At 61.5% G+C, this 25113-nt stretch carries 25 protein-coding genes; 1 reads left to right on the top strand and 24 read right to left on the bottom strand.

Translation table 11 applies throughout. The features are described 5' to 3' along the window. Positions 1–46: 46 nt before the first annotated feature. On the top strand, positions 47–1300 hold the full coding sequence (gene dinB / locus PMX60_RS01615; RefSeq protein WP_416377918.1) for a DNA polymerase IV: 1254 nt from the start codon (positions 47–49) through the stop codon (positions 1298–1300). Positions 1301–1394: 94 nt separating this feature from the next. On the opposite strand, the gene rsfS is transcribed toward dinB, so the two are convergent. The 24 genes from rsfS to PMX60_RS01495 all read right to left on the bottom strand — a co-directional run bounded on the left by rsfS (position 1395) and on the right by PMX60_RS01495 (position 25091). After that, positions 1395–1850 carry a ribosome silencing factor gene (gene rsfS / locus PMX60_RS01610; RefSeq protein ID WP_138374982.1) on the bottom strand — a complete coding sequence of 152 codons (456 nt, stop codon included), beginning with the start codon at positions 1848–1850 and terminating at the stop codon, positions 1395–1397. Between the two features lie 28 nt (positions 1851–1878). Next, a complete protein-coding gene (gene yqeK / locus PMX60_RS01605; protein WP_192923881.1) occupies positions 1879–2412 on the bottom strand; it encodes a bis(5'-nucleosyl)-tetraphosphatase (symmetrical) YqeK in 534 nt (177 codons plus the stop codon). An 87-nt stretch (positions 2413–2499) separates the two neighbouring features. Beyond that, positions 2500–3177 (bottom strand): nicotinate-nucleotide adenylyltransferase, encoded by a 678-nt coding sequence (gene nadD / locus PMX60_RS01600; protein WP_089573445.1) that lies wholly within the window; start codon positions 3175–3177, stop codon positions 2500–2502. A 3-nt stretch (positions 3178–3180) separates the two neighbouring features. After that, positions 3181–4647 (bottom strand): GTPase ObgE, encoded by a 1467-nt coding sequence (gene obgE, locus PMX60_RS01595; RefSeq protein ID WP_172544921.1) that lies wholly within the window; start codon positions 4645–4647, stop codon positions 3181–3183. 85 nt (positions 4648–4732) lie between these two features. Then, positions 4733–4990, bottom strand: coding sequence for a 50S ribosomal protein L27 (rpmA, locus tag PMX60_RS01590; protein WP_006236075.1), 258 nt, complete (start codon positions 4988–4990; stop codon positions 4733–4735). Positions 4991–5023: 33 nt separating this feature from the next. Continuing rightward, positions 5024–5398, bottom strand: coding sequence for a 50S ribosomal protein L21 (rplU, locus tag PMX60_RS01585; protein WP_271746655.1), 375 nt, complete (start codon positions 5396–5398; stop codon positions 5024–5026). Positions 5399–5465: 67 nt separating this feature from the next. Continuing rightward, positions 5466–6278, bottom strand: coding sequence for a TIGR03936 family radical SAM-associated protein (locus PMX60_RS01580; protein WP_006236073.1), 813 nt, complete (start codon positions 6276–6278; stop codon positions 5466–5468). After that, a complete protein-coding gene (locus tag PMX60_RS01575) occupies positions 6275–8152 on the bottom strand; it encodes a TIGR03960 family B12-binding radical SAM protein (protein ID WP_271746654.1) in 1878 nt (625 codons plus the stop codon). Before PMX60_RS01575 ends, PMX60_RS01580 begins: the two co-directional genes overlap by 4 nt. A gap of 10 nt (positions 8153–8162) precedes the next feature. After that, entirely contained in the window at positions 8163–9092 is a 930-nt protein-coding gene (locus tag PMX60_RS01570) for a YcjF family protein (RefSeq protein ID WP_006236071.1), read from the bottom strand. Between the two features lie 18 nt (positions 9093–9110). Further along, positions 9111–10337, bottom strand: coding sequence for an FtsW/RodA/SpoVE family cell cycle protein (locus PMX60_RS01565; protein ID WP_022094759.1), 1227 nt, complete (start codon positions 10335–10337; stop codon positions 9111–9113). 9 nt (positions 10338–10346) lie between these two features. Then, positions 10347–12416, bottom strand: coding sequence for a penicillin-binding protein 2 (gene mrdA, locus PMX60_RS01560; protein WP_271746653.1), 2070 nt, complete (start codon positions 12414–12416; stop codon positions 10347–10349). A gap of 13 nt (positions 12417–12429) precedes the next feature. Beyond that, on the bottom strand, positions 12430–12996 hold the full coding sequence (locus PMX60_RS01555; RefSeq protein WP_271746652.1) for a rod shape-determining protein MreD: 567 nt from the start codon (positions 12994–12996) through the stop codon (positions 12430–12432). 11 nt (positions 12997–13007) lie between these two features. Continuing rightward, positions 13008–13949 (bottom strand): rod shape-determining protein MreC, encoded by a 942-nt coding sequence (mreC, locus tag PMX60_RS01550; RefSeq protein WP_416377920.1) that lies wholly within the window; start codon positions 13947–13949, stop codon positions 13008–13010. A 78-nt stretch (positions 13950–14027) separates the two neighbouring features. Then, positions 14028–15059: a rod shape-determining protein gene (gene mreB, locus PMX60_RS01545; RefSeq protein WP_006236061.1), complete on the bottom strand. Its 1032-nt coding sequence runs from the start codon at positions 15057–15059 to the stop codon at positions 14028–14030. Between the two features lie 127 nt (positions 15060–15186). Then, positions 15187–16491: a tetratricopeptide repeat protein gene (locus PMX60_RS01540; RefSeq protein ID WP_233539084.1), complete on the bottom strand. Its 1305-nt coding sequence runs from the start codon at positions 16489–16491 to the stop codon at positions 15187–15189. 11 nt (positions 16492–16502) lie between these two features. Then, a complete protein-coding gene (locus PMX60_RS01535) occupies positions 16503–17045 on the bottom strand; it encodes a peptidylprolyl isomerase (protein WP_055249980.1) in 543 nt (180 codons plus the stop codon). 101 nt (positions 17046–17146) lie between these two features. Further along, positions 17147–18295 (bottom strand): zinc ribbon domain-containing protein, encoded by a 1149-nt coding sequence (locus tag PMX60_RS01530; RefSeq protein WP_271746649.1) that lies wholly within the window; start codon positions 18293–18295, stop codon positions 17147–17149. Between the two features lie 103 nt (positions 18296–18398). After that, positions 18399–21122 carry an HAD-IC family P-type ATPase gene (locus tag PMX60_RS01525; RefSeq protein WP_271746648.1) on the bottom strand — a complete coding sequence of 908 codons (2724 nt, stop codon included), beginning with the start codon at positions 21120–21122 and terminating at the stop codon, positions 18399–18401. Positions 21123–21426: 304 nt separating this feature from the next. Next, complete coding sequence (locus PMX60_RS01520; protein ID WP_271746647.1) at positions 21427–22491, bottom strand: peptidoglycan recognition protein family protein; 1065 nt, start codon at positions 22489–22491, stop codon at positions 21427–21429. A gap of 1 nt (position 22492) precedes the next feature. After that, positions 22493–22798 (bottom strand): hypothetical protein, encoded by a 306-nt coding sequence (locus tag PMX60_RS01515; RefSeq protein WP_161160241.1) that lies wholly within the window; start codon positions 22796–22798, stop codon positions 22493–22495. Positions 22799–22809: 11 nt separating this feature from the next. After that, a complete protein-coding gene (locus tag PMX60_RS01510) occupies positions 22810–23223 on the bottom strand; it encodes a hypothetical protein (RefSeq protein ID WP_271746646.1) in 414 nt (137 codons plus the stop codon). A 20-nt stretch (positions 23224–23243) separates the two neighbouring features. Further along, positions 23244–23411: an XkdX family protein gene (locus PMX60_RS01505; protein WP_271746645.1), complete on the bottom strand. Its 168-nt coding sequence runs from the start codon at positions 23409–23411 to the stop codon at positions 23244–23246. After that, complete coding sequence (locus PMX60_RS01500) at positions 23411–23737, bottom strand: hypothetical protein (protein ID WP_271746644.1); 327 nt, start codon at positions 23735–23737, stop codon at positions 23411–23413. The genes PMX60_RS01505 and PMX60_RS01500 overlap by 1 nt, the downstream gene beginning before the upstream one ends. Positions 23738–23855: 118 nt before the next feature. Then, positions 23856–25091 carry an RNA-directed DNA polymerase gene (locus tag PMX60_RS01495; protein ID WP_271746643.1) on the bottom strand — a complete coding sequence of 412 codons (1236 nt, stop codon included), beginning with the start codon at positions 25089–25091 and terminating at the stop codon, positions 23856–23858. Positions 25092–25113 lie beyond the last annotated feature (22 nt).

The raw sequence follows: 25113 nt of genomic DNA, 5'->3' as shown, positions 1-25113 counted from the left end.
AAGCACATACACGCACCCCACATGAGCTGCGCGGTATACTCATGACATGGAAAGACGCGAACATACATACGGTTATGAGGATGCCATGGGCGTCACGCCGCCTCCCTGGACGGGTCCGGCGGTGGGCCTCATGGACCTCGATGCGTTTTTTGCGAGCGTGGAGATGCTCGACCATCCCGAATGGCGCGGAAAACCGCTCATCGTGGGCGGAGACGCCGATTCGCGTGGCGTCGTGTCCACGTGTTCATATGAGGCACGTCGCTTTGGCGTGCACTCCGCCATGCCCTCGGCCGAGGCACGGCGCTTGTGCCCGCAAGCCATTTGGACGCACGGGCACTTTGATCGCTACCGCGAGGTGAGCGCGGAAGTCATGGCGATTCTCGCCGACGAGACCCCGCGCGTGGAGCGCGTATCCATCGACGAAGCCTTTATCGATATCACACCGGGTCGCTTTGCGCCCGAAGACCCGTTGCTGGTTGCGCGGCGTATAAGCGACCGCGTGGCAGGGCTGGGAGTGACCTGTTCCATTGGCGTGGGCTGCAACAAGACGGTCGCAAAGATCGCAAGCGAGCGTGACAAGCCGTTTGGATTGACGATTGTGCGCCCCGGAACCGAGCAGCGCTTTTTGGCCGCGCTGCCGGTATCTGCCATGAGCGGCATCGGGCGCTCGGCCGAGGAGCGACTGCGCCGCATGCGCATCTACACCCTCGGCGAGCTATCACGTGCACCGGAATCCACCTTGGCCTCTATTTTTGGCGTCAACGGCGAGCGCATGCGTCAGCGTGCGCTGGGACTCGAAATCTCCGAAGTTACGAGTCTCGATGAAGAGCGCGAGGTCAAGTCGGTCAGCAATGAACGCACCTTTGCTAAAGATTTGACTGAGCGCGGGGACATCAAAGCGGCGATTGCGCTGTTGGGCGAGTCGGTTGGACGCCGCCTGCGCCGTCAGGGACTGACGGGCGCCACGGTGACGCTCAAGCTCAAATACTCGTATGGCAGCGGGCGTACGGCACAGCGCCGGCTGCCTCATCCGACCGACGATGAGAACATCTTCGTGGCGGTTGCACTCGAACTGCTCGACAACATCTGGCAGGATGGCATGCATGTTCGCTTAGCAGGCATCGGCATGAGCGATTTCGACCACCAAGGCGGGATCCAAACCGACCTGTTCTGCGAAGTCGACGACCGCGGAGCCCAATCCAGCGACCGACGCGACCTCTCCGTCGCTATCGACGCCGTCCGAGACAAATTCGGCGACACCGCCCTTTCCTTCGGCCGCCAATCCCGCTTCAACGATTAGTCCCTGAGGCAAAAAGAAAGCCGGGTAGCTGCGGAAAACCGCAACTGCCCGGCGATATGCGTGAGGGTAGCTAAACCCCGTCTCAAATGAGCTACTAGAGGAGATTGAGGGGGAGCTGGGGGGCGTCTCCCCAGAGTTTCTCGAGGCGGTAGAAGTCGCGGGCTTCGGGAGTGAAGACGTGGACGACAACCGAACCGTAGTCCATGAGCATCCAAGTCTTCTGCTCGCGGCCCTCGATGGAGAACGGATGCTCGCCGCAAGCCTCGGCGACCTTCTCCTCAATCTCGTCGACGATCGAATCAACCTGGCGGTTGTTGGTGCCGGTAGCAAGGACAAAGTAGTCGCACACATCGGAAAGCTCAGTCAGGTCGAGCACCTGAACGTCCTCGCCCTTCTTGTCGTAGGCGGCCTGCGCGGCGGCGCGGGCGACATCCTCGGCGGCGACACCGCTCGCGGACAGCGAGGCGGCGGTGCGGTCGGACGTGGCGGCGAAGCTCTTGTGCTCCACATCCTTGAGAATCTGCTCGTCAGTCATGGTCTCGTCGGCCATGGAATACCTCTTTCTAGACGCACCCGAGCTAGCGTAGCTGGGCGTAATGGTTGTAAATCGTAATAGCCGTGGGATAAAGATAACGCCCGGACTGGATCACATAGACCAAACCCTGCGCAAAACAGGAGAAGAACAACTCATCGAGCGTCGACTCCCCCACCATCTTGCGCAGCGCATGCGCATAGTCGCCGTGGCGGTTGGGCTCGATGGCATCGGCCACAAAGACCACCATATCGAGCGGCGTCATGTCGCAAGCTCCCACGGTGTGACGGTCGACAGCCTGAAAGACCGCCGGCGACAGCCCGGGAAAAAGCTGCGGAAGCTCATAGGCGGCAACTGGGCCATGCAGCAGCGGTGTCGCGGCCGAAGGAGAGCCGGCAACCTTGATGCCATAGTGAAGCGCGCGGGCCACGAGCTCGTCATCGGAAAGCACCTTGTCCCAGTCGTGGATCAAGCCGGCGGCAGCGGCATCAAAGCGGTCAACGCCGTAGACCTCGGCCAGATGAAGTGCGGTCTCGGCAACACCCAGCGAATGCACATAGCGCTTGCGCTTATCCTTCATGCGAACATCGAGCAGCTCTTGAATGCGCTTGAGCAGTGCGCGCTCATCGCCCTCAAACTGATCCTCTACCGACAACGTAGACCCCCATCACTCAAAATCTTCTTGGCCCAAATCGGCATATAGCCTGCGTTTGCGAATGTAGCCGAGCACGGACTCGCTCGTAAGATAGCGCACGCTCATGCCGCGGGCAACTCGCTTACGAATGTTCGTCGAGCTGATCGCCAGCGCCGGAATCTGAATATAGCGCACGTCGAACGGCAGCCCCGACTCTTTGATTCGGGCACGCGCTGTATCGATATCAAAGCCCGGTCGTGTCGCCGCAATAAAGGTAGCAAGCTCAGCGATTCGTTCGGCATCATGCCAGGTCACGATATCGATAATCGCATCGGCGCCCGTAATAAAGTAGAGCTTTACCTGCGGCGGGTAAAAGTCGCGAAGGGCATGAAGCGTATCAGCCGTATAGGTTACGCCCGGGCGGTCGATCTCGAACCGGCTCGCCAAAAAGGCCGGGTTCGCGGCGGTGGCGAGGACCGTCATGGCATAACGGTCCTCGGCAGGCGTCACCGGCTTGTCAAGCTTAAAGGCAGGCGTGCCCGCCGGCATAAAGAGCACAGCATCCAAGTCGAGGGACTCACGCGCCTGCTCAGCGGTCACCAGGTGCCCGTAATGGATGGGATCAAAGGTGCCACCCATAATGCCGAGCCTAAACTCCTGCCCGTCCTCTAGAGGAAGCTCGGGCAGACCGATTCCACCGCGCAGCGACATGGCTTACTCGCCCTCCGAGGTCTCGGCATCGTCCTCGGCATCCGCCGCATCGACAACCTCGACGCCCTCATCCGCAGCATCGGCCACGTCAATGGCCTCGACGGCAACGTCCTCGCCAGCATCCTCGAGCTCTTCGTACTCCGAGAAGTCCTCGGCGCCCTCAAAGTCAAAAGCGCGCTGGCAAATGCGGACCTCGTCGCCCGCACGGCAACCGGCCTTCTCGAGCGCGTCGTCAACACCCATACGCGCAAACTTATGCTGCAGGTAAATGACGGCTTCCTCGTTTTCCCAGTCGGTCTGGATGACCATGCGCTCGATGGCACGACCGACCACGCGGAAGGCACCGGGCTCTTCCTGGACAATGCGGAAACGCTTCTCGCGCTGCAGGCGGCGACGCTCCCACTCCTCGTCGCGCAGATCGACCGGCTCATCAGAGACCGCCAGCTCGGCGCGAAGCTTAGCCACCTGCTCGCCCACGGCAAGCATCAGCGTGTTGAGGCCGGCGCCCGTAACAGCAGACACGGCAAAGAACATATGGCCATCGTCGAGCGCCGCACGCTTAAGGTCGGCAATCTTGTCGGCCGTGCCCGGCGCATCACACTTGTTGGCAACGACGATCTGCGGACGCTCCGAAAGCTCGGCGCCATACTGCTCGAGCTCGCGGTTGATGATGCGATAGTCCTCGACCGGATCGCGATCCTCAAAACCACCCGTCATATCGACGACGTGCATGATGAGTGCCGTACGCTCAATGTGGCGCAGGAACTGGTGACCCAGGCCCTTGCCCTCGCTCGCGCCCTCGATGAGACCGGGGACGTCGGCAACGACGTAAGAATATTCGCCGGCACGCACCATGCCGAGGTTCGGCACGAGCGTGGTAAACGGGTAGTCAGCAATCTTGGGGCGGGCGGCACTCATGCGCGCAATGAGCGATGACTTACCCACCGAGGGAAAGCCCACAAGCGCGGCATCGGCCATAAGCTTCATCTCGAGCTCGATCCAGTGTTCCTCGGCAGGCTCGCCGAGCTGGGCAAAGGCCGGAGCGCGACGCACCGACGTCACAAAGTGTGTGTTGCCCAGACCGCCGGCACCGCCGGGCGCCACGACGACGCGCTCGCCGTCGTGCACCAGGTCGGCAATCTCGAACATCGGGGTCTGCGTCTCGGGATCGAGCTCGCGCACCACGGTACCCATAGGGACCTTGAGAATCAGGTCCTCGCCGCTCTTACCGTTACGACGGGCACCCTGCCCGTGCGTGCCGCGCTCGGCGCGGAAGTGATGCTTAAAGCGGTAATCGATCAGCGAAGACAGCTGAGCATCGGCCTGGATGACGACATTGCCGCCACGACCGCCGTCGCCGCCATCGGGGCCGCCCTTGGGGACAAATGCCTCGCGCCTAAACGACATGCATCCGGCTCCGCCGTCGCCGCCGCACACGTTAATGCGGCTGATATCGGTGAACTGTGACAACAGAATCGCCTCCTACAAAAAAGAGGGAGACCCTTGAATCCTAAAACTCAAGTGCCTCCCACATATGTGCTCTATGAAGGGTGAATTACGCGTTCGCGAGCGGGCGTACGCTGACCCTGTGCTTGATACCCTTGTGGAACTCAACGGTACCGTCGACCAGCGCGAACAGCGTGTCGTCCTTACCACGGCCAACGTTCTCACCCGGGTGGATGTGCGTGCCGTGCTGACGGACGAGAATCGTGCCCGTGGTTACCGTCTGGCCGGCATAGCGCTTCGTGCCAAGGCGCTGACCGCGGGAGTCACGGCCATTACGGGAGGAACCGAGTCCTTTTTTGTGTGCCATTGTGTATACCTACTCTTTCGTTACGAGTGTAATCTACTCGGCGACGGGAGCCTCGGCAACAGCCTCGGCCTCTGCCTTGACAGCCTTCTTGGCGCGGGACGTAGCCTGGACCTTCACGATCTTCAGCTTGGTGAGCTTCTGACGGTGACCCTTCAGACGACGATAGCGCTTACGCTTGTGGAACTTGAAGACCAGCTGCTTCTCGCCCTTGAACTGCTCAACGATCTGAGCGGTAACCTTGGCCTTGGCCAGCTTGTCGGGATCGGTGACGATCTTCTTACCATCGTTGAGGAAGATAACCGGCAGGGTGACCTTGTCGCCCTCATTGCCCTCGATCTTCTCGACGGTGATGACATCGTCGGTGGCGACCTTGTACTGCTTGCCGCCCGTGTTAACGATTGCGTACATGTTTACTTACCCTTCATGCATCAGTTAGTGCAACAGCCGAATATAGTAGCAGGCGAAAAAACCCCCGTCAACGAGTATGTGGAGCAAATCCACAAGTTCGCACAGGTATGGGGCTGACGAGTCGGCCCTCGTCGTCCTCGCATGCTTGATTCTGACGCTCGACATCGTAGGAGCAGATGGTCACGAGGTCTTGCATACCGGTGGAAACAATAGGTGCATCCACGCCCGGGGTCAAGCCCTGCAACAAAACATCAGCAGCAGAAAGCAAAATTTCCGGACGCATAGAGCCCTCGTTGTCGGCATGGGTGTCGAGCATGAGAACCAAATGGTCCGGGCGCTCCCCCGCCGTGAGCTCATAGCCAACGAGCGTGTGATCCAAATCCAAGCGCTTGCTCTTTTTGCCGCGCGCGTAGTCGATGCCATGATCCGCGCGCAGCGTGTCGATCGCACGACGCACCTCGTCGGCGCTCACGGGCGCCTCGGGATCCAGGTGTAAGTCGATGCGATACGACAGGCGCGTGAGCTGCGCCGTCAATGCCGGCGTGCGCACGTCGATGTACGCCGCCTCGATGGGCGCCAGATCGGCCGGAGACGCCGCAGCCAGGCGCCCAAACGCCTCGTCGAGCGCCACGAACTCGGTCATAAACAGGTCATACCACTCGCAGGTCGACGACGTACCCACCGGCAGCGCCGAAGAGAAGCCCACGCGCATGTGCGGAGAGAAGCCCTGCGTGACGGCATAGGGAAGTCCCGCACGGCGCACGATGCGCTCAATGGTATGGATTACTTCGAGATGGCCCAGGTACTTAAGGCGATCGCGCTTGCCATAGCGAACACGAAGCCTAAAGAGCGAGGGGTTGTCGGTCAGGCGCTCACTCATGCGCGATCACCCATCAATACATTCTTGGCGTGGAGCGTGGGGCAGATCCCGCAGCCGGTGCACGACGTGCGGGTACAGTCGGGAGTCGTGACGCCCTCGAGCGAGCGACGGTACTCGCGCTCGAGGAAGCCGCGCGTGCAGCCGGGGCTCACGTGCTCCCACGGCAGGCGCCAGTCCAACTCGTAGGGCAGGTGCACGAGCTCATTGAGGTCGATGCCGTTTTTGGCAGCAGCTTCCTTCCAGTTATCGAGCGAGAAATGCTCTACCCAGGCGTCAAAGCGAGAGCCCGAGCGCCAAGCATCGATGATGACGGGCGTCATGTCACGACCGGCGCGGGAAAGCGCGGCCTCGATGAGCGAGGTCTCGGCATCGTGGTAATGCACGCGGACGGCACGGTTGCGAACGCTCGTGATAAGCAACTTCTGGCGACGCTTGACGTCGTCGTAGTCGAGCTGCGGGCACCACTGGAACGGCGTGGCAGCCTTGGGGATAAAGACCGAAACCGAGATGGACACCGAGATCGAGCCGCGACGAGCCTTGGGCACCACGGAACGACCGAGCTCCAGCACGTGATCGGCCAGATTGGCGATGGCCACGATGTCCTCATCGCGCTCGCCGGGAAGGCCCATCATAAAGTAGAGCTTCATGCGGTTCCAGCCGGCCTCGAAGGCCGCCTTGGCCGCACGGTCCAGGTCCTCCTCGGTCACGTTCTTGTTAATGATGTCGCGCATGCGCTGGCTGCCGGCCTCGGGCGCGAACGTCAGGCCGCCCTTCTTTTCGCCGGCGACCGACTCGGCCATATCCACGCCAAACGAATCCAGGCGCTGCGACGGAATAGACACGCGTATACCCGTATCCTCCAGGCGACGGTTGAGCCTGCCGAGCACGTCGCGAATGCAGGAGTGGTCGGTCGTGGAAAGCGAGGTCAGCGACACCTCGTCATAGCCGGTCTTTTCCAGACCCTGAATCACCGACGAGACGATCTGGTCGGCCGAGCGCTCGCGCACCGGGCGATACGTCATGCCGGCCTGACAAAAACGACAGCCGCGGGCGCAGCCGCGCAGGATCTCGATAGACAGGCGGTCGTGAACCAGCTGCGCATAGGGCACGCACGACTGCGACAGCGGATTCGTGGCGCCGAAATCCTCAACGACGCGCTTGTAGACCACGGTCGGCGCATCCTTGCCTTCACGCGGCACGGTGTAGCCATGCGGCGAGCAGGGCTCGTCGTGACGAACCTCATAGAGCGACGGCACGTAGTTGCCGGCAATGGATGCAAGCTGCTCGACAATCTGCGCGCGCGGGACCCCTTCGTCACGCAGGCGGCGATGCAGCTGGCAGGTCTCGAGCAGCGATTCCTCGCCCTCACCGATGAGGATGGCATCGAAGAAGGCCGCGTACGGCTCGGGGTTGTACACCGAGGGACCGCCGGCAATGATGATGGGGTCGTCTTCGCCTCGGTCAGCCGCCAACAGTGGAATGCCAGCGAGGTCGAGTGCCTCGAGGAAGTTCGTCACCGCCATCTCGTGCGGCACATGCAGACCGACGATATCAAACGAAGCGACCGGCGCTGCACCCTCGAGCGAGAGCAGCGGAATGCCCGCCTCGCGCATAGCGTCACCCATATCGGGCCACGGCACATAGCCACGCTCGCAGGAGATGCCCTCGGCCTGGTTAAGGATGTTGTAGAGGATGGCGATACCCTGGTTGGGCAGACCGACCTCGTACACATCCGGATAGATCAGGCAGCAACGGTAGTCGGCATCGGCCTTGGAAAGCGTGCCCCACTCGTGATTGATATAGCGACTCGGCTTCTCGACCTTGGCGAGCAACGGCTCAATTAAATGAAAACAGTCTTGGTATGCAACGCGCAACGGAAAACCCCTAAGCAGCGAGATCTGATGCGTCCTGATAGGACGCCATAGGACGGGTAGCGCCCGCGACCGTGGTCACCAGATCGCGAACGCGGGAGAACGTGGCAGTGACCACCTCGTTGGCACGGCTGTAGTCGACATCGCGCTCGTAGAGCGAAACGAGCGCACGGCCCATGCCATAGGTGCCCGCGGCGGCAGTGAGCGCCTTGACGGCAAACCCAATATGCGGCGTCTGCTTGACAAGTGCGCGGGTGACCGCTCGGATCACAAGACCGCCGGCAAGCACGCCCGCGACCTCGTAGCCGCGCTCAGGCTTAATGCCGCGTCCAAAGACGGCAGCGAGCTCAAAGAGCATACCCACCTGCGCCAGCGCCATAACGGGATAATCGGCGCCCGGCAAAAACACCAGCGCACCGGTCGCCATATTGGTGAGCGCGCACGAGGTGATGATACGATTGGCCGCCGCGATGCGCATGAAGGCAAAGTTCGCCGCAAAGGCCGTTTCCTTGTCGGTGCGATCGAGAATCCAGCGGGCAAGCGTCTCGAGCAGATACGTCTTATCGGTTGCCGCTACCACGCCGAGCATGGGCGTGGACTCCTCGATAAACGGCACCTCCACAGCAGACTCGGCAAGCACGCACACGGGCGCACCGGCGATCACGAGCTCCTGCACGGCACTCTCCAAGCGGTCGGAACCACACGAGAGCACCAGCACCACATCGGTATCGGTCTTTGGAGCAATTCGCTCCTCCCCCAGACGCTCGACGCGCACAATGCCCGAGGTCGTCTGCGGCACAAAGGCGTCACGCACCGTCTCGGCCAGAAAGCGCGAGGCGGACGAATCCAGATAGACCGAGACGCGCACCGGCGTATCGGAATCCTTCTTAACGGACGCGCCCATCTTAAAAGCGCGGGTCAGCTTATCTACGGGAATTTTCATAGCAAACCCCTCCAGCGGTTACGCGGCGCCCGAACGATGCCGCCATATGGATTGTACGATACCCACCGTCAGCAGCTGAATCATCATCGAAGACGAACCGAAGCTAATAAACGGCAGCGGAATACCGGTAATCGGCATCATACCGATGCACATGCCGATGTTTTCGAAGGTCTGGAACGCCCACATACCAACGATGCCCACACACGAAAGACGCAAAAACAGCGACTCGCACTTAAAGGCGACGCGAATCGTCGAAAAGATCAGCAGCACGTAGAGACACAGGAGCAAAAAAGAACCGCAAAAGCCAAAGGTCTCGGACAGGAAGGCGAAGACGAAGTCGGTGTGGAACTCAGGCAGAAAGCCGCCGGCCGACTGCGTCGCATGACCCAAACCCTTACCAAAGAAGCCGCCCGAGCCAACGGCGATAAGCGACTGCTGCAGGTTGTAGGCATCGTCCGAATCGGCATTATCGGGGTCGATAAAGACCGTCAGACGGTTCATCTGATACTGCTTGATGAGCACATCGTGGCCGAGCAACGAATCAAAAACCGAATCGAGCGCCAGAACGAGGGCCACCAGGCCCACGAGCAGGGCCAGGGTCGACAGCACCCATTCGCGGCGTGCGCCGCTCATACAAATGACGATGGCGCCCGAAACAAGCACGACCAGGCCCGAGCCCAGGTCGCCCATGGCAACGACGGCCAAAAACGGAATGGACAGCATGCCGCAGAGCTTGACGTAGTCGCGAACGGTATCGATGCGACCGTTATACTGCGAGCCAAGCGTAGCAATAAAGAAGATGGTGATGAGCTTGGCAAGCTCAACCGGCTGGAACGTCAAACCGATACCGGGAATCTTGATCCAGCCCGTCATGCCCAGACCGCCCGTATAGGACAGGCCCGGAATCTTGGGCGAGAAGATCACGATCAGGTCGATGACGAGCAACGCCGTCGAGAAATTGGAAATACCGCGCAGGTCGGTACGCCAGACCAACACCGCCAGCACCGCTCCGATGCCGATTCCCAGCAGATGGCGTGAGAACGAAGCATCGGCCTTAAACTGCGAAGCCGACCAGATGATGATGGCACCGTAGGCGACGAGCGCCACAGTGGCCACGAGCACACCGATATGCACCTTTTGGCGAAACGTGCCGCGCGAGGCCGAAAGTTGCTTGTTGACGCGGTCCAGGCTGCTGCGAGAGCCAGTCTTGGTTGAACGGAACAGATCCGCCGGAGAAAAATCCATCGCAACCTCCTATCGAACCGAAGAATCGCCCGAGGCCGAAGAGGTATCGGGCTCGTCATAAATCACACCGAGCACGTCGCGCACGACATGCATCGCGGTATCTGAGCCGCCGCCGCCCTGCTCTAGGACAGTAGCGATGACATACTTGGGATCATCGGCCGGTGCATAGGCGCAGAACCACGCGTATTCGTCCTCGCCGCTTTTCTCGCCCGTGCCCGACTTGCCGTATACCTGCGGCGTCAGGGTGCCAAAGTGAGCCGCCAGGGACGTCGATGCCGTGTAAATCACGTCGTGCATGCCGTTGCGAACAAGAGCCAAATCCGAATCGCTGTTGATCTTGGCCTCCAGGCGCTTCTTCTTGCCCTTGCCGTTGTACTTATAGGCATCGCCGTCGCCATCGCGCGACACGGCAGACAAAAACACGTGAGGCACGTACTGTTTGCCGCCGTTGGCAAGACCCATATAGGCACACGCCATCTGCAGAGGCGTCACCAGGATGTCGCCCTGGCCGATGGCGATGTTGGTCATATCGCCGGCATTCCACTTGCGATCCTCGGCAGAGGCGTCGGTGAAGTACGACTCTTTCCACTCGGCATCGGGAATACGGCCCGCGCCCTCACTTGGCAGATCGATACCGCAGGTCTTGCCTAGACCCCAGCGACGAAAGACCTCCTGCAGGCCCTCGGGATGTTGCTCGTCATAGAAGAACGCCTTGCCCATGTCGTAGAAGACGGGGTCGCACGAGTTGGCGATACCCGACTGCAGCGTCATGGTGCCGTGGCCGGAATGCAGCCAGCAGTACTTGCCCCACGACTTGCCCAGACCCGTCCAATAACCCGTGCAGTTGGTCGTCTGCCCCGACGTGTAGGTTCCAAACTCAAGACCGGCCAGTGCCGAGAGCGGCTTGATGGTCGAGGCCGACATGTACTGTCCGCTAATGGCGCGGTTGAGCAGCGGGTGCGAACCCTTATCATCATTGAGCTCGGTCCACACGTCATTTGAGACGCCGCCGATAAAGACGGACGGATCGAACTTGGGCTCGCTCGCCATGCCCAGGATCTCGCCATTGTTGGGATCGAGACACACCACAGCGCCGTTGCCGGCATTGCTGTAGCCAGTGGTCTTGGCAAGCTCGATAGCGCTCGCCAGCGCCGACTCACAGGCCTGTTGGATCTTAAGGTCGAGCGTGAGCTTAATGTCGGAGCCGGCCTTCGCGGGCACGGCGCCGGCCTGACCGGTCACATTGCCCGAGGCATCGACCTTAACGGTCTGCTCGCCACGAATACCCTGCAGCAGGTTTTCGTAGTAGCTCTCAACGCCCGCCTGGCCCACGATATCGCCCGACTGGTACGTAATCTTGCCAGCGGAAGCATCGTCATCGCCAGAGGTTTTCTTATTCTGGGCCTCGAGCTGCTCGGAGGTAATGGTGCCGGTATAGCCCAAGATATGGCATGCCGTCTCGCCATATGGATACTGGCGCTCGGTACGCTCGGCAATCTTGACTCCCGGGAACTCGCCGGCATGCTCCTGAATATAGGCAACCGTGGAGCGACGGACGTCAGTCGCGATGGTATGCAGGCTCTGGGCGCCCTCTGTATTGTCCTGGATATTGCGAAGGACCGCCACGTAAGGCATTCCAAGCACGTTGGCAAGATGGCGAACCAGAACCTCATCCTCGGCAAGGTCGCGGTAGGCCACGACAGCAAGTGAGGGACGGTTCTGGACAAGCGCCACGCCATTGCGGTCGAGGATGCGACCGCGCACAGCGGGCGTGGTAACGGTGCGAGTCTGATTGCTATTAGCCTGCTTCTCGTAATAGTCCGACGAGACCATCTGCATGCCCCACAGCTTGACGGCAAGCGCCGCGAACATCGCGCCCACACCCGTGGTGAGGATGGAAAAGCGGCCCTTAAAGGCGGTCGCCGCGGTATTGCCCTCGCCCTCGGTGGCGCGCGGGGCCGTTCCATGCTGCGTATCGTAGGTAAAACGGGAATCGCCACGACGCATGATGACCAGCGCGACCACGATGGCCACAACCAGCACGATACCGGCGATAATAACCGTCAACTGGGAAGACATCTACGGGCCTCCCCTATTTGAGCTTGCGGGTCTTGGGCTTAAAGCGCATACCCGTCTGGCGTCCGCCACGTGCGGAGAATCCATAGCCGGACTGCGGTACGACGCCGGACATCAAAAACGGAATGGCAACCAGACCCGTCAGGATCGAGGACGGCAGCGCATGGCCGAAGATCGCCACGACAAAGCTCGTCTCCAAACCCATAAACAGCAAGATGATGCTGTAGATCACATTAATGACGAGCGCGAAGGCGCCCACCGTGACGCCGCGCGCACTAGGGGTACCGACCGTCTGGCCGACGGCGCTGTGCACCAGGGCAAAAGAACCCACGGTCAGCAGGAGCGACATAACGCCCACCGGCACGGCAGCGGACAGGTCATAGAACAGGCCGCTGCAAAAACCGCACACGATGGCACGGGTCGGGTCGCCCGAGAACACGCTTAGGCACACCAGGATAATCATGAAGTTGACGCGACCGCCCGCAATGGAGATCTGCGGTGCCAGGCCTGCCTGCAGCAGCACGCACACGATGGCGGCGATCACAAACGTGCGGGAGCTCATCCCCTGCTCGTGTAGATCCATGGACATGCCCCCTATTCGCTCGAGCCGGAATCGGTCGTTTCGGACGTGTCGGAACTGTCATCCGAGCTCTCGTCCATCGTCTTGGTCGCAGCGTCGCGCGACGTTCCCTGCGGCGTGCTGTTGGCCGTGCTCACGTCCTCATCCGAAGCCGATTGTTCGTCGGTCAGCGAGGTGATGACCAGCACTTCCTCGTTGTTCTCGGCCGTCGTCTGGGCGCGCACCACAATGGTGTAGTACACATCGTTTGCCGATTTCTCAACCGACGAGACGGTGCCGAGCGGTAGACCCTTGGGGAACACGCCGCCGATACCCGAGGTCACGATGATGTCGCCAACCTTAACATCGGAGTCGACGCTCACGTACTCAAGACGCAGCGTGCCGTCAGCCTGACCCTGCAGCATGCCCTGGGCGCGCGTGTCCTGCACCATGGCGGACACACCCGAGTTCTCGTCGCCAATCAGGCGCACGGTCGACGTTTTGGCCGAAACCTCGATGATCTGGCCGATAACACCGGCCGAACTCGTCACGGGCATGTTGATGGTAAGCCCGTCGGCGGAACCCTTGTCGATGGTGACGGTCGAGGTCCAGGCATCGCCCGAGGCGCCAACGATACGAGCTGCGGTCGATTTGAGGTTGTAGGTCGACTGCAGGCCGACCAGCCCCTCCAGACGCTCAGCGGTCTTTTGAGCCTCGGAGAGCTCAGCAACTTTAGAGGTCAGCTCCTCGTTTTGTTTCTTGAGTTCGTCGAGCGTGTCCTGCGACGCCGTAAGGTTAGAGAACACGTTGCCGATCGCATTGAAGGGAGCCGCCACAGCCGAGCCCACAAAGCGCACCGGCGAGGTAATCGTCGTTACGCCCGAACGCACGGCATGAATCGGTCCTGCCTCGCCCTCGCGGATGTAAAACGTGAGCAGCAACACCGAAATCAGGCTGAAAACAATCAACGGGCGCATACCCGTTGATTGTCGCTTGGTATTCAGATTTGTGGAGAAACCCGAAGATCGTGCCAAATGGAATCCACCTTTTGGAAATTAAGCATTGGTCTGGACGAAGCCGCCATCAAACGCATTGGCCTCGAGCACGCGGGCACAGCCGTTTACGACGTTATCGAGCGCCGTGGGGCTGACGTTGACCGAAACGCCGGTCTCATCGCGCAGGCGCACGTCGAGACCGCGCAACAGTGCGCCGCCACCGGTCAGCAAAATGCCGTAGTACATAAGGTCCGAGGCAAGATCGGGGGGCGTAGCGTCGAGTGCGTCCTTGACGGCCTTGGCCATCTCGTCGAGCGGCTTGTTGAGTGCGCGACGAATCTCCTCGCTCTCGATGCGCACGGTCTTGGGCAGACCGGTAATCACGTCGCGGCCGTTGACCTCGACGTCGAGCTCGTCCTTAAGCGGCACGGCGGAGCCGACCTTGATCTTGATGTCCTCTGCCGTACGCTCGCCGATGGCCAGGTTGTAGGCATCACGAACGTGCGTGAGGATGGCCTGATCGAACTCGTCGCCGGCAATACGGATGGACTGCGAGACGACGATGCCGCCCATAGCGATAACGGCAACCTCGGTGGTACCGCCGCCGATGTCGATGACCATGGAACCGGTGGGTTCCTCGACGGGCAGGTCGGCGCCAATAGCAGCTGCCATAGGCTCTTCGATCAGATAGGCCTGGCGGGCACCGGCCTGGATCGTGGCCTCAAAGACAGCGCGCTTCTCGACCGACGTGACACCGGAGGGAACGCAGACGACAACACGCGGACGCGGAGTCCACGGGTAGCGCTTCTCGGACGCCTTGTCGATAAAGTAGCGAAGCATGGCCTCGGTAACATCGAAGTCGGCGATGACGCCGTCCTTCAGGGGACGAACGGCCACGATGTTGCCGGGCGTACGGCCGAGCATGCGCTTTGCCTCGATACCGACCGCCAGGATGCGCTCGTCGTTCTTGTCGATGGCGACAACGGAGGGCTCGCGAATGACGATGCCCTTGCCGCGCACGGAGACAAGCGTATTTGCGGTGCCGAGGTCGATGGCAAGATCGCCCGCATAGCTACCGAAGAACATATCCATCAAAGAAAACAACGCAACTCCTGATGTGTTGGATGATTGCTGGAAAACTACTAGCTCATCATACTAGCGCAAGCCCGGCACCTCACTTGCGGTGAAGCGCCGGGCAAAGCTAAATCCCATAAGGTCACTACTGGTTGTCAGCAGCCGAGAAATCCATATCGAGCGAAGAAACGGCCCAGCCGATATGGTTGTCGGAGCGCACGAACTTGACGGTGTACTCCTGCTCGCCGCCCTTGGACAGCGATGCCTTCACCTTGGCGGTCGTCTCGGTCATGGACTGATCCATGCCCTCGACGGACACGGTGGCACCCTGCGGAATCGAGGAGATGATCATCGACTTAGCGTCCTCGGACAGGCTCGAGGCCAGGCAAGACTCGGCCTTTGCGGCGTCACCGTCGCCGGCAGCCTGGAACAGATCGGTAACGACAGACTCCTGAGACGGGAAGCCAAAGCCGCGCGTGTAGGCAAAGCCCAGACCGCCCGCGGCGATCAAAATAAGCAGAAGCAGCACGATGAAGACTTTAAGACCCGTATGGCGATGGCGACGACGGACCTTGGCCTGCTTACGATCCTGACGGTCCTGCTGGACCATCTCGGACTCGGACAGCGTAAAGAAGCCGGTGTCCGAGGGATCGGGCATAAACTGACCGGTCGCGCCCGTAGGATCGAGAGGATCGACGGCAGGAGCGTCCATCGCGGGCGCCGGAGCCGTGGCCATAGCCGTCTGGGCAGACAGCGCGGCAAGCGAATCGTGCACGCGGGCAAGCTCATCGGCCTGCTCGGAGGTGAGCTGGTAGATGCCATCGGCAGTAGCGGTGTTAAAGGCGTCGAGTGCGTCGGAGGGACGGCCGGCGGCAGAAAGCGCCTGACCCATGCCGGCGTTGAGCGCACGCGTGTCGTCGCGGGGGCCGGCAAAGTCGATAGCCGTGCGGTAGGTCTCCACGGCGTCCGCCGGACGGCCGAGCTTAATGAAGCAACGACCGAGCTCGCCGAGTGCGGCGGCAGGAGCCGGATTGGCACCGTCGATGGCAGCCTGACGGAAGGCGGTTCCCGCGTTGGCATAGTCGCCCGACTGGAACAGCGCATTGCCCAGGCCCAGATAGGCCTTGAACGGCGTGGCATAGGAAGCATCCTGCGTAGCGGCAGAGAAAGCCTGAGCGGCCGTCGTGTAGTCGCCCACGGCAGCGAGCGCCTTGCCGCGGTTGGTGAGCAGCGCGCCGCGCTTGCCGTAGGTACCGTCGTTGAGGGCGGCGGCATAGGCCTCGGCGGCCTCGGCATACATGCCAAGGTGCATCAAGGCGTTGCCACGAAGGTGATCGGCCTCGCCCATAATCTCATCGGGAGTCTTTGCCGCCCCAAGCATCTGGGCTGCAGCGGAAAAATCACCCGCGCGGTAAGCGGCGCGGCCCTGTTGGATCAGCTGGCTATTCAAGGAAGTCCCCTTTACTCGTGAACGATCTCGACATGGACGATCTCATCGCCGGCACGCAGCTGCGAAATCACATCGAGACCCTCGACCGTGGTACCAAAGACGGTGTAACCAGAATCGAGGTTATGCTGGGCACCCAGGCAGAAGTAGAACTGCGAACCCGCGGAATCGGGATCCATGGAGCGTGCCATGGCAAGGGCGCCATCGACATGGCTGTTGCGCGGATTGGTGGCAAACTCGCCCTTGATGCAGTAGCCGGGGCCACCGGTACCGGGCATGCCGTCGGGGCCCTCAAGACCGGCAGCGACGTCGGCGCCGGACATGTCGCGGGTATTGGGGTCGCCGCCCTGGATAACAAAACCGGGCACATAGCGATGGAACTTAAGGCCATCATAGAAGCCCATCGTGGAAAGCTCGCAGAAGTTCGCGACATGAATGGGAGCGCCCTCGCCGTCAAACTTGACCTTGATGGTACCCTTCGACGTCTCGATTACGGCGCACTCGTCGCCGACAAGCTGATACTCGGGCGTGTAGAGCTCTTTCTTAAAACCAAACATGTGGTTCCTTCCTCGTGCGTTTAAAGCATATTTGTACGAATTGTAGCAATAAGCATGCGCTTACATCAATTGCGCACGTAGGTTATGCCGACTATGGCGAACTAATTTTGGGAACGCTGCTGCGGCTTCCAGGAGCCCACATTGGCGTCGTACTGGTTCAGCGCGCTGTTGCCGCCCTGTGCGATGGGCGCCAGGATCTCGCTTTGGTGGGAACTCATCGACTCGCCATCGGGAATGGCCAGCGAGATATCCCAGCTCTGGCAGATCACGTCGACACGCTCGTACATCCACTCGGCAAGCTGCTTTAAGTGGGCGATGTCGTCCGCATAGACCGTATCGTCCTGATACTTAAGGTTGTTAAGCTCATCTTGCGTCTTTTTGATCTGGTCGCGCAGGGCGTAAGCACTCTGCGACAGCTCCTGACGGGTGGACAGCGGCGATCGGAGATAGCCGTTGTTAAAGGAATCGATGACCTCGCCGATCTGGTCCTCGTCACCGTAGGACACGATGGTCTGATACAGACCGTCGAGCCTGGTATAGAGCTGGTTATCGGTGAGCACGGTTTCTTCCTGGACCACCTCGGCAGAATCGTCTTGCTTGGTATCGTCCTCAGTCGCCTCGCCCTTTTGGCGCGTAGGGAAGGTCGTCTGCGCGGCCTGACCAAACTGGTCATAGAAGCCAGGCATGACACCCATGGGATCGGCCGTCACGAACCAATAGGCACCGCCGCAAACGACGGCAAGGACCGCGATGACGATGAGCGGCTTGGGAATATGACGCTTGTGCTTGTGATAGGCGTCCTCGTCGGGATGCACCTTGCGCTTGGGTTTTTGAGCATCGTCATGCAAGGAAACCGGCGTGGGAATATCGACCTTGGGGATACCGAAATCCTTATCGAAAGCCGGCAGCACGCAGGTCTCGTTAGGATCGGCGGCGTCCGAAAGCACCGCAGCGGCAGAGGCCGGCGCATGAGGCACCTCGGTATCGATCTGCTCTTGCGTTAGGCGCGGAAAGCCTGCCGTGCGGCCCGCTGCCAGGTCGGATGCGGCCGCGTCCTCGGAGAGGATACCCGGAGCGGGGCGTCCGCATTTGGGGCACGTACGATCATGCGGAGAAAGACGGGCACCGCAGCCCTCACAGAACACGAACTCGGTGTGCTCGGGACCATCGCCCGGACCCACATAGGCGTTGCAGTAGGGGCAGAACGAGGCGCCGTCCTCGATAGTCTTAAGGCAATGCGGGCAGATCACGGCATCCTCTTTTCGAAGCAATTCAAACAATCGAGGTTAGAGCATAACATCGCCACGGCCCCACAGGAACAAGGCACCAATTCAACATCGCCAGGGCGCGTAGCTACTTCTTCTTTTTGCTTGGCATCGAGACTTTGATGCCTTGGGCGGACTTGGTCACACGAGAGCGCTTAGCTCCGGTACTCTTCTTTTTCTTGGGCTGGGCCTGGGCCACGCCCTCGAGTGCGCGGGCCTCGGCCTCGCGAGCGGTGCGATCTTCGCGGCGCTGCGCCATGTCGGCGGCGACGCGCTTGGCAAAACGTTCGGCCGTCGAGCCCGTCGAGCTCACCTTGCCGCCACCGCGACCCAGGCGGACGCGCACACCGCGGCCAAAACCAGTTGCGGCATGACGACGACGCGGCTTGAGCGAATCCATCATCGTGGCGAGCTTAAAGAACACCGAGCAGGTAAAGACCACGATAACAGCCAAGATAACCATCTGGCCCATCGACAGGTTGGCAATAGACAGCAGCTCCGGGAATCCGATAACGCCCACCAGGATGCCGGCGACTACAAACACAAAGAGCACCACACGTAAGGGCGTAAGAGGCTGCGAGATGCGCCAGATTAGGCTGACGCTCGCCGCGCACGACGTAAGCAGGCACATCGTAGACAGCGTGAGCTGGCTAAAGCCAAACACGCGCGCCACAAAGATGTCGAGCGCCGCAGCCAAAATGACCGCAATCGACGCCGGCAGTGCACGCTTGAGTACGTTGCTCAAAAACGCACCCTTCACACGAGCATTGTTGGGCTCCAGGCCCAACACAAAGCCCGGCGCGCCGATGCAGAAGAAGTTAATGAGCGTCATCTGGATGGGCTCGAAGGGGTACGGCGGCAGCGCGATACACAGCGCCGCCAGGCCCATCGAGAACAGCGTCTTGGTCAGGAACAGTGAGGCCGAACGCTGCAGGTTGTTGATGGAGCGACGGCCCTCGGCCACCACGGCGGGCATCGAGGCAAAATCGTTGTCGACGAGTACGATTTCGGCCACATTACGCGCGGCATCGGAGCCGGCCGCCATGGCGACGGAGCAGTCGGCCTCCTTGAGCGCCAGCACGTCGTTGACGCCGTCGCCCGTCATGGCCACGGTGTGCTCGCGGCGCTTGAGCGCCTGCACGAGCTCGCGCTTCTGCTGCGGGGTCACACGACCAAAGACATGGTAGCGGTCCACTGCGGCATCGAGCTTGGCCGGCGTATCGAGCGTCGTGGCGTCCACATAAGCGTCCGCCCCCGGCACGCCCACCACGCGCGCGATCGACGACACCGTACGCGGGTCGTCGCCGCTGATCACGTTGAGGGTCACGCCCTGCTCGTTAAAGTAGCCGATGGTCTCGGCCGCCGAGGTACGAATCTCGTCGCGGATGGTCACAAATCCCACGGGCTCGGCCTCGCCCACCATATCCCCATCGGGCGTAAAGCCGTCCACGCGCGCCACCACGAGCACGCGGCAGGTATCGGCAAGCTCGGCGACACGGTTCTCGACCTGGGCAAACGCACGATCAGAGAGCACAAATTGCGCGGCGCCCATTACGTAGGAGCCCTGCGCAAAAGAAGCGCCGCTCCATTTTTTAGACGACGAGAATGGAATGACCGACAGCGGCTCGGACACCTCGACCGGGCGATCGGCGTAATAGTTGAGCAGCGCCTGGCAGGTCTCGTTGGCATCGGCCGAAGTCGCACGTGCCACGTTAGCCAGCGCAAAATCGAGCACTGTGGTATCGACGGGAACAGCCGCCTCGTCCGAGTCCACGCCAAAGCCAACACCCTCAACAGGCAGCGGATACGTGCCCTCGACCTCCATACGGCCCGACGTGATGGTGCCCGTCTTGTCCAGGCACAGCACGTCGACGCGAGCGAGTGTCTCGATGCAGTAGAGCTGCTGTGCCAGCACCTTGCGGCGGGCCAGGCGCACCGTGGCGATGGCGAGCACCGACGAAGTCAGCAGCACCAGGCCTTGCGGGATCATACCCAGCAGGGCGCCCACCGTGGACAGCAGCGCCGACGAAGGCACATGACCGGCCAACAGCTCGGAGAAGCACCACGAAAGCGCGCTATCGCCCGGGGTTCCCGCAGCATCCCACAGCTCGCTCACACTCGAGGCAAACAACGCCAAACCGAGCGGGATCATGATGATGCTCGCAAAGCGCACGATGGCGTTCAGCGCGTTCATGATCTCGGAATTAACCTTTTTGACGTACTTGGCCTCGTTATTAATTTTGGCCACGTAGTTGTCGGCGCCGACATGGATCACGCGGGCGCGCAGCAGGCCCGAGTCGATAAAGCTGCCGCTCATGAGCTCAGAGCCTGGCTGTTTCTTAATAAGGTCGCTCTCGCCCGTCAGCAGGCTCTCGTTCACGAGCGCCTCGCCCGACACCACCACGGCGTCGGTGGGAATCTGGTCGCCGCGCCCCAAGCGGATGATGTCGTCGAGCACGATCTGGTCCAGGCCGAGCTCCACCTCGGCGCCGTCGCGCACCGCGATGGCCTTCTTGGAGGTCAGCAGCGTGAGCTTATCGAGCATCTTCTTGGAACGCATGGACTGAATGACGCCAATAGCGGTGTTCAAGAACACCACGAACAGGAACGTCAGATTCTTAAACGAACCGGTCAAAATGACCAGGAAAGCCAAGATCACGTTGATCAAATTGAACAGCGTGCAGAGGTTCTCGATGATGAGCTCTTTGACCGACTTGGTCTTGTGTTCCATGTTGCGGTTGATTTTACCGGCGGCGATACGCTCCTCGACCTCGGCGGTTGAGAGTCCGCGCTCGATATCCGTTGCTGCCATACCACGTCCCATCACGTCGCGTCGGTATAAGAAAAACCGCCCGGACCATGCGAGGTTCGGACGGTCTTACGTTCGATGGTGCCCCGTCTGCCTAGATTCTAGAACCGAGATCTGCGCCGTTGGGACCGTCGTGCTGCTCAGGATACCACGGGCGGCGTAGCGACACCTTTTCTCGAGAAAAAACCCGCCCGGGATAACCCGAGCGGGCTGCGGCTAGCGCCTGTTGATGCTCACAAGGCACAGGCCGATTGTCGCCACGGTGCCGCCGAAGAGCGCGCCGAGCACGAATGCCAACGCGATCATGCTAGTACGGGTTGCCGTCGGTGACGCAGACCTGGAGTCGGTCGAGCGGCTCGCCGTAGAAACCGGCGTAGTCATCGCCGCCGTAAGTGGAGCCGTCGTCGCACACGGTATCGAGCCATCCGGGGCGCACGGTGGTCTGCGAGCGGTACCACGCCTGCTTGTACTCCTCGCCGCCCGGGGTCACGTAGTACATGCGCACACCGTCGATGGTGTGGCCGGCGATTCCGGCGCAGCCGTTCACGGTGTCGTTGCGGTCGCCCTTGGTCACATAGCCGAGCCAGCCGTCCTCAATGGTGTGAACCTGATACTTGAGCGTGCCGCGGTCGACGCGTGCGCAAAGGAGGTCGTGCTGTCGGCACGGGTAGCCCGCGAAGCCGTTGTCCCCGGCGCCGAAGTCGGTCACCTCGTCCAGCCAGCCGCCGCCCTTGAGGTGGAGGGAGTAGTGGACGGGGATGCGCTTGCCAGATGCCTTTGAGAAGCCGCCGGATGCCGCCTGGGCGGGCTTTGCCGCGGCAGGCTTGGCGGCGGTGGAGGGGGCGGGTGCCTTGCCGCCCTTCATCGCGTCGTACCACGCCTGGGCGCGCTGCATGTAATGGTCGCGCTGGGAGCCCGCAAGCTCGCCGGGGCAAGCCGTGGCGCTCCAATAGCGGTGCGGGAACACGTTCTTGCACCACTCGGGGCGACCGAGGCCGTAGTACAGGCACAGGGCCGCGACAAGGTGCGCGCCGCTCTCGATTGCCTTCTCGTGGACCGTCCACGGGTTGCTGCCGCTGTTCGCGTGCTCGATGGAGATGGTCGTGTCGTTGCCGCGCCCGCTGCCGATTCCATCGCCGCAGGCGTAGGCGCGGTCGGTGTCGTTGACGTGCTGCACGATGTAGCCGTTGCGGTCGACCGAGTAGTGCGCCGAGCAGCCGTTGGCACCCCAGATGCCGTTGCACTGGCCGGCGTTGAGGTCGCCGGCCATGTGGTGGATGGTCACGCCCTTGATGCCGAACGGGCGGCCTGCGGAGAAGTTGCGCCCCAGAAGCTTGTACTCGTCCGGTTGGACGTTCGCGAAGTCTGCCATGTTAGTCCTCCTTGATGTCGCCGAGCGCCAGCAGGGCGTCCAGCCATTTGTCCGTGATGCCGACAGATTTGAAGGCCGCATAGGCCACCTGCACGCCGCCGACGGCGGCGAAGATGGACGTAACCCATGCCGAGGGTTCGGTCGGGACGCCGCCCGACATGGCCGTGAGGGCGCCGCATCCTGCCGAGACGGCGATGGCCGTCCAGCGGGCGACATTGCCCGTCATCGCCTTCGTCTTGATGGCCTGCACGATGTACGGCACGACCAGCACCGTGCATACCGTGAGGCCCGCCTGGATCTCATTCATTCGATTTGCTCCTATCTGTCGGATTCCTTGCTGTAGATCAGGTCGACGCGGTCGCAGATGTGGTCGACCTTCTCCGCCATTCCCTGGCTGCGCGCCTGGCTGTGCGCAAGGTCGTTGTGTAGGACCTCGTTGGATGCCACGACCGACTCCATGAGGGTCTTCATGGCCTCCATGAGGCTGTTGCTTCGCTCCATCTGCGCGGCGATGCGGCCCTCCATCTGCGAGCGCTCGCGGTCCCGCTGCGCGCGCTCGTCTACCTCGGCCTGCTTCCGCTCCTCGCGCTTCATGTCGATGCCGGCCTTGCGCTCGTTCTGCCGCTTGTACTCCTCGAGGAATTGGCGGCCGAAGTAGAACGCGATGAGGCCGAGAAGGACGCCACCGAGCCATCCCGGTCCGTAAGGCGCAAAAAGTTTGAGCACTTCCATCCCGAGCGCCCTCCTTCCGCCTATTCGGCCGCGTACTCCTCGCCGGTGATCTCCTTGTACTCGTCGGCGGTGATCCACTTGCACTCGACGGCCTTATGTACTCGCGCCTTTGTCCAAAGAGATCGGTCGTAGTACTTCTTGACGAGCGCGAAGTGCTTGGAATGCCCGTCGGTCTTCTTCGTCGGCATTACTGGTCACCTCCGACCGTCATGAGCAGGTAGTCGATGTTCGCCGTGTTCTGCTCGGTCTGCGTCGGATTCGACGCCTGCTCGCGCATCTGGCCGAGCAGCGCCGGTACGTCGGGCGTCTCGCCTCTGTCGTAGGCGGCGAGCGCCGCGGTGTAGGCGAGCTTTCGCGCCTTCCGCTCAGCGTACTCGTCATCGTCGATAACGCCCGCGTCGTACGCCGCGTCGGGGTCGCCGATCTGCGACAGCAGATCGCGCAGGGCGTTGACCTCGGCCATGGTGCCATCTTGAAGCTCGTTGGGGCGCGGCGTGTCTTCCTCAGTGTCCATGCGGACTCCTTTCTTGTCGGGGAATGTGCCGCCATCGTATTAGCGCCGTGAGATTGCCGAGCCGCTTTGATGGGCGCAAAGGAAGAAGGCGCGCCGCAGCACGCCTTCGATGCTTCTGTTATTTCGCAGCCGCTTCGCTTAGGCCGCTGCTTTGAGTTGCGGGTTCTCCGCTATTGCGAGGGCTTGCTTCCGCTTGAATCGTCCCTCTGTTTGGCCTGCATTGAGCACCCCCCCCCTGCGCGAGATTTCCGAACAGGCTGCGGTACAGCGCGTCCATGGCCCGCACGCTGCGGTGCGCGTCTAGCCGCTTCATGCCTCCGCGCCAGCTCTGGTAGCTCTGCTCCACCTGCTCGGGGGTCATGATGCCATCGGCGACCATGCGGGCCATCTTCTTGAGCTTGCGGCGCTCCCGCGTTATGGAGTCTCGGCACGGCTTCACGACTATGCGGCCCGTCTCCGTGTAGAAGATGCGCTTCTTCAGCCACGTGAACCCGCGCGTGAGCTTCACCACGCGCGTCTTGCGCTGGTTCAGCTCGATGCCCAGCTCGGCGCATTTGCCCTCTATCAGCAGCAGGCACACCTGCAAGTAGTCCTTGGACTCGTGTATCAGGTAGAAGTCGTCCATATATCGACCGTAGGCCTCGGGGCGCAGCATCTCGGTCACAAAGTGGTCGATGCGGTTGGGGTGGGCCACGGCGCATATCTGGTTCGGCTCGCTGCCCAGCCCCAGGCCCACATCGCCCTGCGCGTCTATCAGGCGGTGCTCCAAGGCGACCACGCGCGGATCTAGCAGCGCGGAGGCCACCTGGTCTTTGACGGGTTGGTGCGCTATGCGCGCGAAGTAGTCGGAGAAGTCGCCCAGGAGGATGTAGCCCTCGCGGCCGCGCCGCCTCCAGTGGTCGGCCAGGTGGCGCTTGAGCAGCTTCAGGGCGTAGTCGGTGCCGCGCCCCTTTATGTTCGCGGAGTTGGCGGCTATGAGGGTGGGCACGATCGCGGGCACGAGCGCGTTTTGTGCCAGGGACTTCTGTACCACGCGCTCGGGGAAGTGCACGGCACTGATATGGCGCAGCTTTCCGCGCTCCCACAGGTCGAACCGTATGAAGCCCCGGCATATGTCGCGCCCCTCCAAAAGGTCGCGGCGGGACAGGACGGCGTTGCGCAGGTAGCTTCTCATGTATCGCTGCGTGGATGCCTTCCACATCACGCCGCGCGCGGCCTGCTTCGATGCCTTGCACAGGCTGTTGAGGTCGGCCACGGTATCAAGCGTGCACGCCTTGACGCGCTCGGCCTTGGCCTGCGCGCGCTTCTCCTCGCGGCGCTTGCGGCGCGCCGCCCGCCTTTGCTCGGAGTTCACAGGAGGCACCCCGCGCGGCTTG

This window comes from Collinsella aerofaciens, assembly GCF_028206995.1.
GTDB classification, from domain to species: Bacteria; Actinomycetota; Coriobacteriia; order Coriobacteriales; family Coriobacteriaceae; genus Collinsella; species Collinsella aerofaciens_AQ.
This window is presented reverse-complemented; position numbering and strand designations above follow the sequence as displayed.

Bases quoted from the DNA above. Each gene is read 5' to 3' on its own strand.
- dinB (WP_416377918.1), top strand. From the start codon at position 47: ATGGAAAGACGCGAACATACATACGGTTATGAGGATGCCATGGGCGTC.
- rsfS (WP_138374982.1), bottom strand. From the start codon at position 1,850: ATGGCCGACGAGACCATGACTGACGAGCAGATTCTCAAGGATGTGGAG.
- yqeK (WP_192923881.1), bottom strand. From the start codon at position 2,412: ATGAAGGATAAGCGCAAGCGCTATGTGCATTCGCTGGGTGTTGCCGAG.
- nadD (WP_089573445.1), bottom strand. From the start codon at position 3,177: ATGTCGCTGCGCGGTGGAATCGGTCTGCCCGAGCTTCCTCTAGAGGAC.
- rpmA (WP_006236075.1), bottom strand. From the start codon at position 4,990: ATGGCACACAAAAAAGGACTCGGTTCCTCCCGTAATGGCCGTGACTCC.
- rplU (WP_271746655.1), bottom strand. From the start codon at position 5,398: ATGTACGCAATCGTTAACACGGGCGGCAAGCAGTACAAGGTCGCCACC.
- PMX60_RS01580 (WP_006236073.1), bottom strand. From the start codon at position 6,278: ATGAGTGAGCGCCTGACCGACAACCCCTCGCTCTTTAGGCTTCGTGTT.
- PMX60_RS01570 (WP_006236071.1), bottom strand. From the start codon at position 9,092: ATGAAAATTCCCGTAGATAAGCTGACCCGCGCTTTTAAGATGGGCGCG.
- PMX60_RS01565 (WP_022094759.1), bottom strand. From the start codon at position 10,337: ATGGATTTTTCTCCGGCGGATCTGTTCCGTTCAACCAAGACTGGCTCT.
- mrdA (WP_271746653.1), bottom strand. From the start codon at position 12,416: ATGTCTTCCCAGTTGACGGTTATTATCGCCGGTATCGTGCTGGTTGTG.
- PMX60_RS01555 (WP_271746652.1), bottom strand. From the start codon at position 12,996: ATGGATCTACACGAGCAGGGGATGAGCTCCCGCACGTTTGTGATCGCC.
- mreC (WP_416377920.1), bottom strand. From the start codon at position 13,949: ATGCGCCCGTTGATTGTTTTCAGCCTGATTTCGGTGTTGCTGCTCACG.
- mreB (WP_006236061.1), bottom strand. From the start codon at position 15,059: ATGGATATGTTCTTCGGTAGCTATGCGGGCGATCTTGCCATCGACCTC.
- PMX60_RS01535 (WP_055249980.1), bottom strand. From the start codon at position 17,045: ATGTTTGGTTTTAAGAAAGAGCTCTACACGCCCGAGTATCAGCTTGTC.
- PMX60_RS01525 (WP_271746648.1), bottom strand. From the start codon at position 21,122: ATGGCAGCAACGGATATCGAGCGCGGACTCTCAACCGCCGAGGTCGAG.
- PMX60_RS01520 (WP_271746647.1), bottom strand. From the start codon at position 22,491: ATGGCAGACTTCGCGAACGTCCAACCGGACGAGTACAAGCTTCTGGGG.
- PMX60_RS01515 (WP_161160241.1), bottom strand. From the start codon at position 22,798: ATGAATGAGATCCAGGCGGGCCTCACGGTATGCACGGTGCTGGTCGTG.
- PMX60_RS01510 (WP_271746646.1), bottom strand. From the start codon at position 23,223: ATGGAAGTGCTCAAACTTTTTGCGCCTTACGGACCGGGATGGCTCGGT.
- PMX60_RS01505 (WP_271746645.1), bottom strand. From the start codon at position 23,411: ATGCCGACGAAGAAGACCGACGGGCATTCCAAGCACTTCGCGCTCGTC.
- PMX60_RS01500 (WP_271746644.1), bottom strand. From the start codon at position 23,737: ATGGACACTGAGGAAGACACGCCGCGCCCCAACGAGCTTCAAGATGGC.